The organism is Rhizobium sp. P28RR-XV (assembly GCF_012641385.1).
Classification (GTDB): Bacteria; Pseudomonadota; Alphaproteobacteria; order Rhizobiales; family Rhizobiaceae; genus Rhizobium.
The window spans coordinates 43,259-57,138 of record NZ_JABAIG010000002.1 but is presented as its reverse complement, the minus strand read 5'-3'; the positions used below and the strand labels follow the sequence as shown (position 1 = coordinate 57,138).

General features: G+C 60.3%; 12 protein-coding genes. 1 reads left to right on the top strand and 11 read right to left on the bottom strand.

Features of this window, described 5'->3' with window-relative positions:
• Positions 1-2 precede the first annotated feature (2 nt).
• From HGP12_RS03880 to HGP12_RS03855, 6 genes are all read right to left on the bottom strand, one after another.
• Positions 3-920, bottom strand: a complete 918-nt coding sequence (locus HGP12_RS03880) for a sugar kinase (RefSeq protein WP_168838528.1) — start codon at positions 918-920, stop codon at positions 3-5.
• A 93-nt stretch (positions 921-1,013) separates the two neighbouring features.
• Positions 1,014-2,000 (bottom strand): ABC transporter ATP-binding protein, encoded by a 987-nt coding sequence (locus tag HGP12_RS03875; RefSeq protein ID WP_168838529.1) that lies wholly within the window; start codon positions 1,998-2,000, stop codon positions 1,014-1,016.
• Complete coding sequence (locus HGP12_RS03870) at positions 1,993-2,988, bottom strand: ABC transporter ATP-binding protein (RefSeq protein WP_168838530.1); 996 nt, start codon at positions 2,986-2,988, stop codon at positions 1,993-1,995. The genes HGP12_RS03875 and HGP12_RS03870 overlap by 8 nt, the downstream gene beginning before the upstream one ends.
• 1 nt (position 2,989) lies before the next feature.
• Positions 2,990-3,907 (bottom strand): ABC transporter permease, encoded by a 918-nt coding sequence (locus HGP12_RS03865; protein ID WP_168838531.1) that lies wholly within the window; start codon positions 3,905-3,907, stop codon positions 2,990-2,992.
• Complete coding sequence (locus tag HGP12_RS03860; RefSeq protein ID WP_168838532.1) at positions 3,904-4,827, bottom strand: ABC transporter permease subunit; 924 nt, start codon at positions 4,825-4,827, stop codon at positions 3,904-3,906. Before HGP12_RS03860 ends, HGP12_RS03865 begins: the two co-directional genes overlap by 4 nt.
• A 51-nt stretch (positions 4,828-4,878) precedes the next feature.
• Positions 4,879-6,459, bottom strand: a complete 1,581-nt coding sequence (locus HGP12_RS03855; RefSeq protein ID WP_168838533.1) for a peptide ABC transporter substrate-binding protein — start codon at positions 6,457-6,459, stop codon at positions 4,879-4,881.
• A 292-nt stretch (positions 6,460-6,751) separates the two neighbouring features.
• On the opposite strand from HGP12_RS03855, the gene HGP12_RS03850 reads away from it, so the two are divergent.
• Positions 6,752-8,398: an alpha-glucosidase family protein gene (locus HGP12_RS03850; RefSeq protein ID WP_168838534.1), complete on the top strand. Its 1,647-nt coding sequence runs from the start codon at positions 6,752-6,754 to the stop codon at positions 8,396-8,398.
• A gap of 18 nt (positions 8,399-8,416) precedes the next feature.
• On the opposite strand, the gene HGP12_RS03845 is transcribed toward HGP12_RS03850, so the two are convergent.
• From HGP12_RS03845 to HGP12_RS03825, 5 genes are all read right to left on the bottom strand, one after another.
• Positions 8,417-9,145 carry a DUF2066 domain-containing protein gene (locus HGP12_RS03845; protein WP_168838535.1) on the bottom strand — a complete coding sequence of 243 codons (729 nt, stop codon included), beginning with the start codon at positions 9,143-9,145 and terminating at the stop codon, positions 8,417-8,419.
• A gap of 177 nt (positions 9,146-9,322) precedes the next feature.
• Positions 9,323-11,020, bottom strand: a complete 1,698-nt coding sequence (gene ade / locus HGP12_RS03840) for an adenine deaminase (protein ID WP_168838536.1) — start codon at positions 11,018-11,020, stop codon at positions 9,323-9,325.
• Positions 11,021-11,183: 163 nt separating this feature from the next.
• A complete protein-coding gene (locus HGP12_RS03835; protein WP_168838537.1) occupies positions 11,184-11,588 on the bottom strand; it encodes an endonuclease domain-containing protein in 405 nt (134 codons plus the stop codon).
• Positions 11,589-11,692: 104 nt separating this feature from the next.
• Positions 11,693-13,021 carry an aspartate aminotransferase family protein gene (locus HGP12_RS03830; protein ID WP_168838538.1) on the bottom strand — a complete coding sequence of 443 codons (1,329 nt, stop codon included), beginning with the start codon at positions 13,019-13,021 and terminating at the stop codon, positions 11,693-11,695.
• 366 nt (positions 13,022-13,387) lie between these two features.
• Positions 13,388-13,705, bottom strand: a complete 318-nt coding sequence (locus HGP12_RS03825) for an ArsR/SmtB family transcription factor (RefSeq protein ID WP_004116664.1) — start codon at positions 13,703-13,705, stop codon at positions 13,388-13,390.
• Between the last annotated feature and the right edge of the window lie 175 nt (positions 13,706-13,880).

Genomic DNA, 13,880 nt, shown 5'->3' with positions numbered 1-13,880 from the left:
GTTTATTTGGCGACTTTCAGCTTCTGGGGAGAAACGAGCGCGCCATATTCACGAATGACCTTTGCCGCGATTTCGGCGGCGAAGCCGGCGGCGGCAACCGCATCCTGATGCTGCAGATAATGCGCCAGAAATGCACCGTTGAAGCTGTCGCCGGCGCTGGTGGTATCGACGACCTTGGCGACCTTGACCGCGGGGACAAGCGTCTCGTCGGTACCCTCGCCGATGGTCGCACCTTCCGCACCGTTCTTGACGACGATCATGTTGGCACCATGCTGCCGGTAGCGGCGAATGGTCGTGGCAATGGAATCGTCGCCGAAATGCACGGCCTCGTCGTCAAAGCTCGGCATGACGAGTGTTGCGGCGCGCGCGCCTTCCGCAATCATGGTGTGCATGGCGTCCAGGCTCGACCACAGGCGCGGGCGCAGGTTCGGATCAAAGGCGACGAGCTTGCCGGCCGCCTTGGCACGGCGCAGTTCCGCCAGCAGGGTGAAGGCGTCTTCGCGTTGGAGGATCGCCAGCGTGATGCCAGAGAAATAAAGGACGTCGGATGCCTCGATTGCCGTGCGCAAGGCGTCGCCATCGGCGGCGAGCTGGCGGGCGGCGGAGCTGTCGCGCCAATAGCTGAAAGAGCGTTCGCCGTCCTTCAGATTGATCATGTAGAGGCCGGGCGTCTTGCCGCGAAGGCGGCGGATGCTTGCCGTGCCGATGCCGGCGCGGGACATGAAAGCGATCATTTCGTCCGACATGGCGTCGTCGCCGAGCGCGGTAAAATAGTCGATCGACCAGTCTTTCGGCAGGCAGGCGCGGGCGTACCAGGCGGTGTTGAAGGTATCGCCGGCAAAGCCCTTGCGCAGGTGTCCGTCATCGGCCTGCGACAATTCCACCATGCATTCGCCGATCGATAGAAAACGCCCGCCCAAGACTTCCTCCTGCATTTTGTCCTGGTGCTGCATACCCGCAAGCCGCGGCTGGAGCAAGGCGGACGGCGGCAGCCGCCATCCACTTTTGCGATGTTAGGGCCGGTCCATATGATAGCAGGCGGCCGTCTGGCCCGGGCGCACATGCTCGGTCGGCGGCATCTTCGTGCGGCAGACATCCGTCGCCTTCCAGCAGCGGGGCGAGAAGACGCAGCCCGGCGGCGGATTGAGCGGCGAGGGCGGATCGCCCTGGAGGCGGATGCGCTCGCGGCCCCGCGCCAGCTTCGGGTCGGGGATGGGGGCGGCAGAGAACAATGCCTGCGTATAGGGATGAGCCGGATGGTCGAAGACCGTCGCGGCTTCGCCCGCTTCCACCACCTTGCCGAGATAGAGCACCAGCACATCGTCCGAGATCAGGCGCACGACGGAAAGATCGTGGCTGATGAAGATCAGGGTCAGGCCGAATTCCTTGCGCAAGCGGCGCAGGAGCGTGATGACCTGCCCCTGGATCGAGACGTCGAGCGCCGAAACCGGCTCGTCGCAGATGATGAGTTTCGGCCGGGTGATGACCGCGCGGGCAATGCCGATGCGCTGCGCCTGTCCGCCTGAGAACTCATGCGGGTAACGATTGATCATCTCGGGAACGAGACCGACAGCGGCCATGATTTCGCGAACGCGATCCTGCCGCTGCGCGCGTGTCAGTTTCGGTTCGAAGACCGTGAGCGGCTCGGCGATGATGTCGCCGACGGTCATGCGCGGGTCGAGCGAGGCGATTGGATCCTGGAAGATGATCTGCATGTCGCGGCGGGCGGCACGCATCTCCTCATCGGAGAGATCGAGGAGATTGCCGCCCTGCCAGAGGATGCGGCCTTTCTGCGCCCTGATCAGCCGCAGGATGGAGCGGCCGAGCGTGGACTTGCCGCAGCCGGACTCGCCGACGATGCCGAGCGTGCGGCCGGTCTTCAGCTCGAAGCTGACGTCGTTGACCGCCGTCAGTACCAGCGGCGGCTTGAAGAGGGATTTCGACGGCAGTTCGAATTCGGTGGTCAGATGCTCGACCTTCAGAAGGGTTTGTTCAGCCATGGACGCGGCTCCGTTCCTGGTCAGCCGAAAGGGGGTGGAAGCAGGCCGCGCAGCGACGCGGCGCGAGCGGATCGAGCGGTGGCGCCGCGTCCAGACAGTCGTCCTGGACATGCGCGCAGCGCGGCGAGAAGGAGCAGCCGCGCGGCAGGTGCATCAGGTTCGGCGGCCGTCCCGGGATGACGGCGAGATCGTCGACATCCTGGTCGGGCCGCGGGATCGCGGCGTGAAGCGCTGCCGTATAGGGATGGGCCGGGCTTTCGAACAGCTCCTCGACTGGCGCCTCCTCTACGATGCGGCCGGCATACATAACGGCGACGCGATCGGCGAGGCCGGCAACGACGCCAAGGTCATGAGTGATCATGACGAGCGCCGTGTGCATTTCCGCCGTCAGCTCGTTGAAGAGATCGAGGATCTGTGCCTGGATCGTCACGTCCAGCGCGGTTGTCGGCTCGTCGGCGATGAGGAGTTTCGGCTTGGTGAGCAGCGCCATGGCGATGACGATGCGCTGGCGCATGCCGCCCGAAAGCTCGTGCGGATAGAGATTGAAGCGGCGCGTCGGGTCGGGAATGCCGACGCGTTTCAGCATATCGAGCGCCGCAGCCGAAGCCGCGCGCGCCGAAAGCCCGCCGTGAACCTCGAGCTGTTCCGTCAACTGCCGCGATATGCGCAGCGACGGGTTGAGCGCGGTCATCGGGTCCTGGAAGACCATGGCCATGTCCTTGCCGCGCACATGGTCGAGTTCGCGCTGTTTCAGCGTCAGCAGGTCCTTGCCGTCGAGCAGCGCCTGGCCGCTGGTGCGGCCGTTCTTGGCGAGCAGGCCCATCAGGCCGAGGAAGGTCTGGCTCTTGCCGGAGCCGGATTCGCCGACGATGGCGATGCGCTCGCCGCGGCCGATCTTGAGGTTCATTTTCGAGACGGCCGCCACCTCGCCTTCCGGCGTGCGGAAGGTGATGGAGTAGTCTTTGAGTTCGAGAAGTGTTTCTGTCATGTCAGCGATCCTTCGGATCGAATGCGTCGCGCAGGCCATCGCCGATGAAGAGTAGGCTCATCAGCAGCGCGACCAGGAATCCGGCCGGGAAGAACAGCAGCCAGGGCGTCGTCTCCATGCCGGCGGAGCCTTCGGCAATCAGCGTACCGAGCGATGTCAGCGGCTCCTGAACGCCGAAGCCGAGATAGGAGAGGAAGCTTTCCGTCGCGATGATTTCCGGGATGGTGAGCGTCGCGTAGATGACGACCGGACCGACGAGGTTCGGCACGATGTGCTTTAGGATGATCTTGAACGATCGTTGCCCGGAGGCCCTTGCGGCTTCGATGAACTCCCGCTGCTTGATCGAGAGGGTCTGGCCGCGCACGATACGGGCCATGGTGAGCCACTCGAGCGCGCCGATCGCCGCAAACAGCAGATAGACGTTACGGCCGAAGATCACCATCAGCAGGATGACGAAGAGGACGTAGGGCAGGGCGTACATGATATCGACGAAGCGCATCATGATTGCATCGACACGGCCGCCGAAATAGCCGGCAACGGCGCCATAGAGCACACCGATGATGACCGAAACGAGGGTTGCCACCAGGGCAACGGTCAGCGAGACCCGCGTGCCATAGAGGGTACGCGACAATAGATCACGACCATTGCCGTCGGTGCCGAAATAGTGGCCAGCAGCAAAGTCCGGCGCACCTCGAAACGAATTCCAGTCCGGATCCTCGTAGTTGAACGGCAGGAAATACGGGCCGAATATAGCGACCAGAACCAGTACTGTCAGTACGACCAACGACAGTGCCGCGGCCTTGTTGCGGAGCAGGCGACGCATCGCATCGCCGGTTAGGGAACGCCCTTTGGGTGCGAGCCCCTCTGCCGAAAGCAATTCCGCTTCCAGCAATTCTCTCTTGGCGGAATTGAGGATCATCGCATTCTCACTTTCGGATCGAGCCAGGCATACGCGATGTCGACCAGCAGGTTGAGGACCACGATCAGGACCATGTAGAAAATGACCGTGCCGAGGACCATGCCGTAGTCGCGGTTGAGCGCCGCGCCGACGAAATAGCGGCCGACGCCGGGCAGGCCGAAAATGCTTTCGACGACCAGCGAACCGGTGAGCAGGTAGCTGGCCGCCGGTCCGAGATAGGACACGACGGGCATCAAGGCCGGCTTCAATGCGTGCCGCATAACCGTCAACCGCGGACCGATACCCTTGGCCTTGGCCGTGCGGATGAAGTTCTGGCCCATCACCTCTATCATTGAGCCGCGCATCAGGCGCGAAATACGGGCAGCGTGCGGCAGGGTCAGGACGACGATAGGCAAGATCAGGAACTTGATCGAGCCATCGCCCCAGCCGCCGACTGGCAGCCATCCGAGCGTATTGCCGAAGACGAGCTGGAGGATCGGGGCAATAAGGAAGTTCGGCATGACGAGGCCGATCAGCAGGCCGCCGCCCAGCCAGTAATCGGCGCTGCGGTTTTGATAGAGCGCCCCAAGACAGCCTATCAATACGCCGACGACAGTCGCGAGCACGAAGGCGGTGCCGCCGATGGTCAGCGTATAGGGAAAGCCGGACATGATCTGCTGGGTGACGGTGAAGTCCTGATTGGCGAAGGAGGGGCCAAGGTCGCCCTTCATGACGTCGCCGACATAGATCAGGTATTGCTCAACCAGAGGCTTATCGAGGTTGTAGTGAGCCGCGAGGTTGGCTTTGACTTCCGGCGGCAATGGCCTTTCGCCATCGAAGGGGCCGCCGGGAGCGAGGCGCAAAATGAAAAAACACACTGTCACGGCAATCCACAAGACAGGGATTGTCGACAGCAAACGACGGAGAGCATAGCCAAACATGATCTTAGACGGCTCCCTCCCGGTTGTGTCCGGGAGGGAGCCTGTTCCCAATTATTCTTTGACCGACAGCCAGCGCGTGCGATGGATGTCCTGGATATTGTCGACGAAGCCCTGGACCTTCGGGGCGACGATGTTCTGGGAAACGTAATAGTAGATCGGGATCGCGGCGCTGTCATCGAGGGCCAGTTGCTCGGCCTTCTTGTAGATTTCGGCGCGCTTCTTCAGGTCGATTTCTTCGTTGCCCTGCTTGATCAGAGCATCGTAGTCCTTGTTGCTCCAGCGGCCGTAGTTCATTTCCACGCCGGTGGAGAGCAGGTTCAGGAAGTTGATCGGGTCGTTGTAGTCGGCAAGCCAGCCGGCACGGCCGATCTGCACCTCGCCGCGCTGCATTTCATCGTAATGCACCTTGGTTTCGGTGTTGTAGAGCTCGATATCGACGCCGAGCGGCTTCCACATGGCGGCGATCGCAACGGCGATGCGCTTGTGGTTGTCGTTGGTGTTGTAGCGAAGTTGTGCCTTCAGTGGATGATCGGGGCCGAAGCCGGCTTCCTTCAAGAGCTTCTTTGCTTCTTCGACCTTCTGTTTATAGGGCTCGTCCTTCCAGCTGACATAGGCCGGTTCGCCGTAATTGGCCGTGCCCGGCGGCACCCAGGAATACATCGGCAGTTCGCCGGTGCCGAGGATCTTCGGGCCGATGACTTCGCGGTTGACGGCCATGGAGAGCGCCTGGCGGACGCGCTTGTCGTTGAAGGGCGGCTTGGCGGCGTTCATGACGTAGTAATAGGTGCCAAGGAACGGCACCACATGCGCCTGACCGGGGAGGTTCTTCTGGATCCACTCATACTGATCGGCGGGGAACGAGGTCAGAATATCGAATTCGCCAGCACGGTAGCGCTTCAGGGCGGCAGCCTGATCTTCTAGCGTGTAATAGTTGACGTTGTCGATCTTGATGTCCTTGGCGCCGTAATACTGGTCGCTCTTGACCATGCTGACATGCGAACCAGGCACCCATTCGGTTGGCTTGTAGGCGCCGTTGGTGACGATGTTGCCGATCTTGACCCACTGGTCGCCCTTGGCTTCGACGACGTGTTTCGGCAGCGGATAGGCCGTGTAGTGCATCAAGGCGTTGAGAAAGTAGGGGGTGGGGTTCTCAAGCGTGATTTCGAGAGTCTTGTCGTCGATCGCCTTGACGCCGAGCTGGGTCAGATCCTTGATCTCACCCTTGTTGATCTTTTCCGCGTTCCTGATCGTGTATTGCAGATAGGCGTACTGCGCGGCGGTCTTCGGATCCATCAGGCGCTGGAAAGCAAAGACGAAGTCCTGAGCCGTCACCGGCTGACCGTCAGACCACTTGATGCCGTCGCGAAGCTTGAAGGTGTAGACCTTCTGGTCGGGCGAAATGGTCCAGCTTGCAGCCTGGCCGGGAATTGGGTTGTCCTTAGGATCTTCGGTCACCAGCCCTTCGAAGATATCGCCGTCGATGCGGTTCTCCCAATCGCCGGAAATTTTTTGCGGATCGAGCGAAGTCGGGTCGCCGCCGTTGTGGATATTGAGGGTCGCGGCATGCGCGGAAACGCTCAATATCGTGCTGACGAAAGCCGCAGCGATAAATTTTCTGGTGATATGCGCCATATGTTTTCCCACCTTTCTGGAGTTATTGTCCTTGTTTTACAAGGGTGTTTTTGATCCGCAGGTGACCTGTACGTGCAGGTCAATGCGCGAAGTTATCGAAAGCGACGTCGCTTTCAAGCCCCTAAAAGACGCAGGAGCTTCATGTGTGAACTTTCATATTGATAATTCTCTAAAATTGATACCGCGAATTTACCCGCCCAGGTAGTCGAGTTTGCCGCATGGCTGTTTGCGGCTTGCCGCTTGAGGCGGAGTGTGCAAACTGAGCGGGCTGGTGCGATATCGAGGCGGTTTGATGAAATCGACGAATAAAGCGGCGGGAGCCGACTGGTGGCGCGGGGCCGTGATCTATCAGGTCTATCCGCGGTCGTTTCAGGATACGGATGCCAACGGGCTCGGCGACATCAAGGGAATTACCCGACGCCTGCCTCACATTGCCGCACTTGGGGTCGATGCGATCTGGCTGGCGCCGTTCTTCACCTCGCCGATGGCCGATATGGGCTATGACGTCGCCGAGTATTGCGACGTCGATCCGATCTTCGGCACGCTTGCCGATTTCGACGAGATGATGGCGGCGGCGCATGGGCTGGGGCTCAAGGTCATTATCGATCAGGTCATCTCGCATACGTCGGACCGGCATTCCTGGTTCGTGGAGAGCCGTGCAAGCCGCGACAATCCCAAGGCGGATTGGTATGTCTGGGCCGATCCGAAGCCGGACGGCACGGCGCCGAACAATTGGCTGTCGATCTTCGGCGGTCCCGGCTGGGAATGGGATGGCGTACGCCGGCAATATTACCAGCACAATTTCCTGACCTCGCAGCCGGACCTGAACTTCCACAATCCGGAGGTTCAGGATGCGGTGCTGGCGGCGGTGAAATTCTGGCTCGACCGCGGCGTCGACGGCTTCCGCCTAGATACGGTCAACTATTATTTTTGCGATAAGAAGCTACGCGACAACCCGCCGGCGCTCGTCGCGACTGGCGGGCTCGATGCCCCCGAGAGCAACCCTTACGGGATGCAAAACCATCTCTACGACAAGACGCAGCCGGAGAATATCGGTTTCCTGAAGCGGTTCCGGGCGTTGCTCGACCAATATGAGGATCGCGCGACCGTCGGCGAAGTGGGGGATGGTGCGCGGTCGCTGCAGACCGTTGCCGCCTATACCAGCGGCGGCGACAAGCTGCATATGTGCTACACCTTCGACCTGCTGGGGCCGGATTTCACCCCGGCGCATTTCCGCCGTTGTGTCGGCGATTTTCAGGATAATGTCGTCGACGGCTGGGTTTGTTGGGCCTTCTCCAACCATGATGTCCAGCGCCATGTCAGCCGCTTTGCCGAGACGGAGGAAGAGCAGCCACGCGTCGCGAAGCTCGCGATCTCGCTGCTATCAACCCTGCGCGGCTCGATTTGCCTCTATCAGGGCGAAGAGCTCGGCCTGCCCGAGGCGGAGCTTGCCTTCGAGGATCTGCGCGATCCCTACGGCATTCGCTTCTGGCCGGCCTTCAAGGGACGCGACGGCTGCCGCACGCCGATGCCCTGGGAAGCGAGCCGCGCCCATGCCGGCTTCACCACCGCCGACAAGTCATGGCTGCCGGTACCCTATCAGCATGCGGCGCTCGCGGTCGACAAGCAGGAGGCCGACGAAGATTCGGTGCTGCACCACTATCGGCAGACACTGGCCTTCCGCGCCGAACATTCGGCCTTGCGCGACGGCGACATGACCTTCCTCGACACGGCAGAAGATGTCCTCGCCTTCACACGCTCCAAGGGCGACGAGACGCTTCTGTTCGTCTTCAATCTCTCTCGCAAGCCGGTGAAAGTTGCACTTCCCAAGGATATCAAACTCGGCAGGACGATCGCCATGCCGGGGTTTGGCACGGCGGATGCCGGAGCGGCGGTGGCGCTTGCCGCACTGGACGTCTATTGCGGCCGGGTCGAATAATCGAAGTTGGCCGAAGGCCTATTGTTTGACAGGGACCAAGGCGCCGCCGGGTTCGCCGTTTACCGATAGAATCTGCGCGGCACCCCTAAGGGCCGTACGGAACGCATCGTCGAAACTGACGCCTCGCACCTGCCATGTCACGTCATGCGGTTCAATGCCGCTTTGTTGATCGCTTAGCGTCCATGTCGCGACCCAGCCTAGAGCGCTCCCATTCCACTCCAAATCGCCCGATAAGGGAATGGCGCCCGCTGTTGAGCCGGCTTGGAACTTCCCCTCAGCAGGGAAAACGACGTCGATGCCGGTGAGATCGGACGCTGCCGTGAATGCTTCGCGCATGGCCAAATCGCGACCGCTCTCGGCCGTTACCTGATAGCTCAAGTCACCACGACGGACTGTCAACAGGATTTCGAGCACCGGCCGCTTGGCGAGCCAAGGGCGGGTGCCGAGCCTCTTGAGCAGATCGTCGATGCGTTCCTTGCGAAAGCGGCATGTGAGGTCGAAGGGTCGGTCGTGGGTGCCTTGCTCATCATGGATAGGACGGCCCGCGAGCCTGTCGCGATAAGTGAATTCCTCGACGTAGTCGGCCGCATGCTCGCGAGCGGTCCGCATGAGAGGGCCGTCAGCCAATCGCGAATTGCCGGAAACGCGGGGCAGAACCTTATCCAGACAATCGGCAAAGCCCTTGGCTCGATTTTCCGGTCCCTGGCCGGTAACGACACAGACGCTCGTGTAGACATCGTCAGGCATGAAGGCTTGGGCCTGAGATGCAGGAAGAGATGCGGTCAACAGCAACGCAAGTAGCTGCCAACTCGTCGCATAAGCGAGATTTCGCACCATTCCCTCCCTGCGGCTTCCGAGCCTGTAAGCAGAGACGATAAGACAGGCTCGGGGATCGAGACAAGGATGGACGAATAATTGTCGCTGTCACCCGATCAGCATGAACTTGTCGACATCGACGAGGCCTTTGTCCGATATCTTCAGATGCGGGATGACGGGCAGGGGCAGGAAGGCGAGCTGCAGGAAGGGTTCTTCCAGCGTCGCGCCAAGGGCGTAGGCCGCCTGGCGCAGGTGGTGCAGCGTATCGCGGACGCTTTCATAGGGTTCCAGGCTCATCAGGCCAGCGATGGGGAGGGCGATCTCGCCTGTGACGGTGCCATCCTCGACGACGACGAAACCGCCGTTGATCTCGCTCAGGCGGTTGGCGGCAAGCGCCATGTCGTCCTCGCTAACGCCGACGACGCAGATATTGTGGCTGTCATGGCCGACGGTCGAGGCGATGGCGCCCTTCTTCAGCCCGAAACCCTGGACGAAGCCGTTGGCATGATTGCCGTTCTTGCCGTGCCGCTCGATGACGGCGACCTTGATGACATCGTTGCCGAGGTCGATATCGGTTTGATTGCCCTTTGCGGGCAGACGATAGCGGCGATGTTGGGTGATGATCTTGCCCGGAGTCACGCCGATGACGGAGCTTTCTCCTTCGTTGGCCGGCACACCGAAATCGGCGGCATTGATCGGGCGGGCCTTGACGCTGTCGAGGCCGACCGGGGCAACGGAATTGCGGGTCGCGAAGAGCTCGGCCGTCACCTGCCTGCCTGCGGCGAAGACAATGTCGGCCTTGCAGTTCTCTAGGCTATCGATGACGACGAGATCGGCGCGCCAGCCGGGCGCCACCAGGCCGCGATCCCGCAGGCCGAAGGCGCGGGCGGCGGAGATGGAGGCGGCGCGGTAGATAGCCAGCGGCTCGACGCCATGCGCGATCGCCGTGCGGATCATATAGTCGAGATGTCCCTGTTCGGCGATGTCGAGCGGGTTGCGGTCGTCCGTGCAGAGCGCGAGGTAAGGCGACAGGCGCTCCGTGATGATGGGCATCAGCGCGTGCAGGTCCTTGGAGACGGAGCCCTCCCGCACCAGGATATGCATGCCCTTGCGGATCTTTTCCAGAGCCTCTTCTGATGTCGTCGATTCATGCTCCGTGCGGATGCCGGCTGAGAGATAGCCATTGAGGTCGTTGCCGCGCAGCAGGGGGGCATGGCCGTCGATATGGCCGTCCTGGAAGGCTTCGAGCTTCGCCATGCAGACAGGATCCTTGTGGATCACGCCGGGAAAATTCATGAATTCGGCAAGGCCGATCACCTTCGGATGATTGCGGAAGGGCAGGAGCTTCTCGATCGGCAGATCGGCGCCGGAGGTTTCCAGATGTGTTGCCGGCACGCAGGAGGAAAGCTGGACGCGGATGTCCATGATGGTTTCCAGCGAGCTATCCAGGAAATAGCGGATGCCGTCCGTGCCGAGCACGTTGGCGATCTCATGCGGGTCGCAGATAACGGTGGTGACGCCATAGGGCAGGACGCAGCGGTCAAATTCGAGCGGCGTCACCAGCGAGGATTCGATGTGGAGGTGCGTGTCGATGAAGCCCGGCACGACGATGCGGCCGGAAATATCAATTTCTTCGCGACCCTGATAATCGCCACAGGTTCCGACGATGCGATCGTCGCAGATGGCGATGTCCGACGCGACCAGCTCGCCCGTCACCAGATCGAAGAAGCGTCCATTTTTCAGAACGATGTCCGCAGGCTCCCGGCCGACGCCCTGGTCGATATAGCGTTCGAGTTTGGTGGTCATGGTGTTTTCCTGCGTTCGCTGTGATTCCGTATAGCTCCTCACCCTAGCCCTCTCCCCGTTTTACGGGGAGAGGGGATCTGTCCGAATTTGTTGATAGGGCTGTGTTTCTAGGCTCGATAGGCTCCCTCTCCCCGCCTGCGGGGAGAGGGTTGGGGGTGAGGGGCTATTTCATAGATGCCGCTGGAAAGAATCTAAAATCGCGAGCTATAACAGTTTCTGTCAATCTGCCGTCGCAGATGGCCACGATGGTTTCGAGAACGGATGGCATGGCCGTAAGGATGTCAACGTTCCAGAAGCGTGCGACAGACCAGCCGTTGTCGAGCATGTAGCGATCACGCGCTGCGTCTCGCGGACTATCGGCATGCTGGCTTCCATCAACCTCGAGGATGAGCTGTTTTCCGCGACACGCAAAGTCTGCGAAATAAGGTCCGATCGGAAATTGCCGTACGAACTTAATGCCATTCAAGCGGCGGTCTCGGAGTTCCGACCATAATTTTGCTTCCGCATCATTGTCTGATCGTCGGAGGCTGCGTGCGCGCTGTGTGGTCTTAGGCTCTGGGCCGCGCATCTTATCGTCCTCGTGATCGGCCCCTCACCCTAACCCTCTCCCCGCAGGCGGGGAGAGGGGACTTTTCGAGTTCGGGAATCGCATCGCGATCCATAAAAGGCGAACTAGATATTGTTCTGCAAGATCTCTCTCAGCTTGCCGAACAGCTCGTCGATGTGATGCTTTTCGATGATCAGCGGCGGCGAAAGCGCGATGATGTCGCCGGTGGTGCGGATCAGCAGGCCCTTCTCATAGGCCTTCAGGAAGGCGGTGAAGGCGCGTTTGGTGGGTTCGCCGGCGATGGGGTCCAGCTCGATGGCGCCGATCAGGCCAGTGTTTCTGATGTCGATGACATTCGGGCAGTCCTTGAGGGAATGCACGGCATCGGCCCAGTAGTCGGAAAGTTCCGCCGCGCGGGTAAGGAGGCCCTCTTCCTTGTAGGTGTCGAGCGTCGCAAGGGCTGCGGCAGAGGCGATCGGATTGCCGGAATATGTGTAGCCGTGGAAGAACTCGATCATATGCTCGGGTCCTTGCATGAAGGCGTCATGGATTTCCGAGGTAACGAAGACCGCGCCCATGGGAATGACGCCGTTGGTCAGGCCCTTGGCGGTCGTGATCATGTCCGGTTTGACATCATAATATTGCGCGGCAAACGGTGTGCCGAGACGGCCGAAACCGGTGATGACTTCGTCGAAGATCAGCAGGATGCCGTGCTTGGTGCAGATTTCGCGCAGCTTCTGCAGATAGCCCTTCGGCGGGATCAGCACACCGGTGGAGCCGGCAACCGGCTCGACGATGACGGCGGCGATCGTGGAGGCGTCATGCAGCGTGACGATGCGCTCGAGTTCGCTTGCGATGTCGCCGCCATGCTCGGGCTCGCCGCGTGTGAAGGCATTCTTGCCGGGAACATGCGTGTGGGGCATGTGATCGACGCCGGTCAGCAGTGTGCCGAACATCTTGCGGTTCGAGACGATGCCGCCGACGGAGATGCCACCGAAATTGACGCCGTGATAGCCGCGCTCGCGGCCGATGAGGCGGAAGCGCGAGCCGTTGCCCTTCACGCGGTGATAGGCAAGCGCTACCTTCAAGGCCGTCTCGACCGACTCCGAACCGGAATTCGTATAGAGGACATGACCCAGGCCTTCGGGCGCGATGTCGACCAGGCGGTTCGCCAGCTCGAAAGCCTTGGGATGGCCGAGCTGAAAGGCGGGGGCATAATCGAGCTCGCCCGCCTGCTGGCTGATCGCTTCGGTAATCTTCGGGCGGCAGTGCCCGGCGTTTACGCACCACAGGCCCGCGGTTCCATCCAGAACCTGGCGGCCGTCATGGGTGGTGTAATACATGTCCTTGGCGCTGACGAACAGGCGCGGTTCCTTCTTGAACTGGCGGTTGGCCGTAAACGGCATCCAGAAGGCACGCAAATCATTAGGGGTGGCATTCAAACGGTCCGACATGCTGTTCTCCAACGGCCATTCGGGGGCCATTTTCCCGATCGCGGCGCCGCGCCGCGTGATTATATTTACTAGCTGGTCAAATTATCAGCCGACCTTTTTGCGTCAAGGCAAAGATGGCGCCGAAAGCGGGGGAGAGGCCATGGATCACAGGCGGGATCGATAGACGCCAAGGCACGCCCCCGTCCCATAGGCTGAAGCCCGCCTTGGGGCGGCCCATCTTGGTGCAAATACGAAAAAACTGGCAAGTCCGAAGACTTGCCAGCCAAATTGGTAAAACACCTGGTAATGAAAGGAAGTCGATCTTTCGGGGTCTTTAAGTGTCCCTTACGGATCGTTCGTCGGCGGACGCAGAGCTATTGAAAGCTCTTAAGCAGCCGATCTACTTTTTTCCGGCTCACAATAAATGTCTTCCAGCGTTTCAAGAACCCGAATGACGGATTCCGATGTGCTGGAGTAGTAAATCGTCTGCGCATCACGACGCGTCTTCACCAGCTTCTGAGCGCGCAGCTTCGAAAGATGCTGGGACAGTGCCGACTGGCTTAATCCGACCTGATTGGCCAAAACGCCAACGGGAACTTCGCCTTTAACAAGACTGCAAAGGATCAAAAGACGCTTTGGGTTCGCCATTGCTGATAGTAATGCTGCCGCAACATTAGAGTGTTCGGCCAAATTTCTTGTCTTCATGTGTTAATCTTCCCAATGCGGAGCGTACATCAGAAATTGTGCTGTTTTTAAACCGGCACCTAACCGATATCTAACAATACCAAGACCGGTCGAAGATTGTATATACCTAAATTTAAGGTATCGAGTATGCTATTTTAGGTATGTATGTATGACGCTGCGGCAATGGCGTAAAGGC

Coding starts and splice junctions, on each gene's coding strand:
- HGP12_RS03875 (WP_168838529.1), bottom strand. CDS start 2,000: ATGGCTGAACAAACCCTTCTGAAGGTCGAGCATCTGACCACCGAATTC.
- HGP12_RS03870 (WP_168838530.1), bottom strand. CDS start 2,988: ATGACAGAAACACTTCTCGAACTCAAAGACTACTCCATCACCTTCCGC.
- HGP12_RS03865 (WP_168838531.1), bottom strand. CDS start 3,907: ATGATCCTCAATTCCGCCAAGAGAGAATTGCTGGAAGCGGAATTGCTT.
- HGP12_RS03860 (WP_168838532.1), bottom strand. CDS start 4,827: ATGTTTGGCTATGCTCTCCGTCGTTTGCTGTCGACAATCCCTGTCTTG.
- HGP12_RS03855 (WP_168838533.1), bottom strand. CDS start 6,459: ATGGCGCATATCACCAGAAAATTTATCGCTGCGGCTTTCGTCAGCACG.
- HGP12_RS03850 (WP_168838534.1), top strand. CDS start 6,752: ATGAAATCGACGAATAAAGCGGCGGGAGCCGACTGGTGGCGCGGGGCC.
- HGP12_RS03845 (WP_168838535.1), bottom strand. CDS start 9,145: ATGCCTGACGATGTCTACACGAGCGTCTGTGTCGTTACCGGCCAGGGA.
- ade (WP_168838536.1), bottom strand. CDS start 11,020: ATGACCACCAAACTCGAACGCTATATCGACCAGGGCGTCGGCCGGGAG.
- HGP12_RS03835 (WP_168838537.1), bottom strand. CDS start 11,588: ATGCGCGGCCCAGAGCCTAAGACCACACAGCGCGCACGCAGCCTCCGA.
- HGP12_RS03830 (WP_168838538.1), bottom strand. CDS start 13,021: ATGTCGGACCGTTTGAATGCCACCCCTAATGATTTGCGTGCCTTCTGG.
- HGP12_RS03825 (WP_004116664.1), bottom strand. CDS start 13,705: ATGAAGACAAGAAATTTGGCCGAACACTCTAATGTTGCGGCAGCATTA.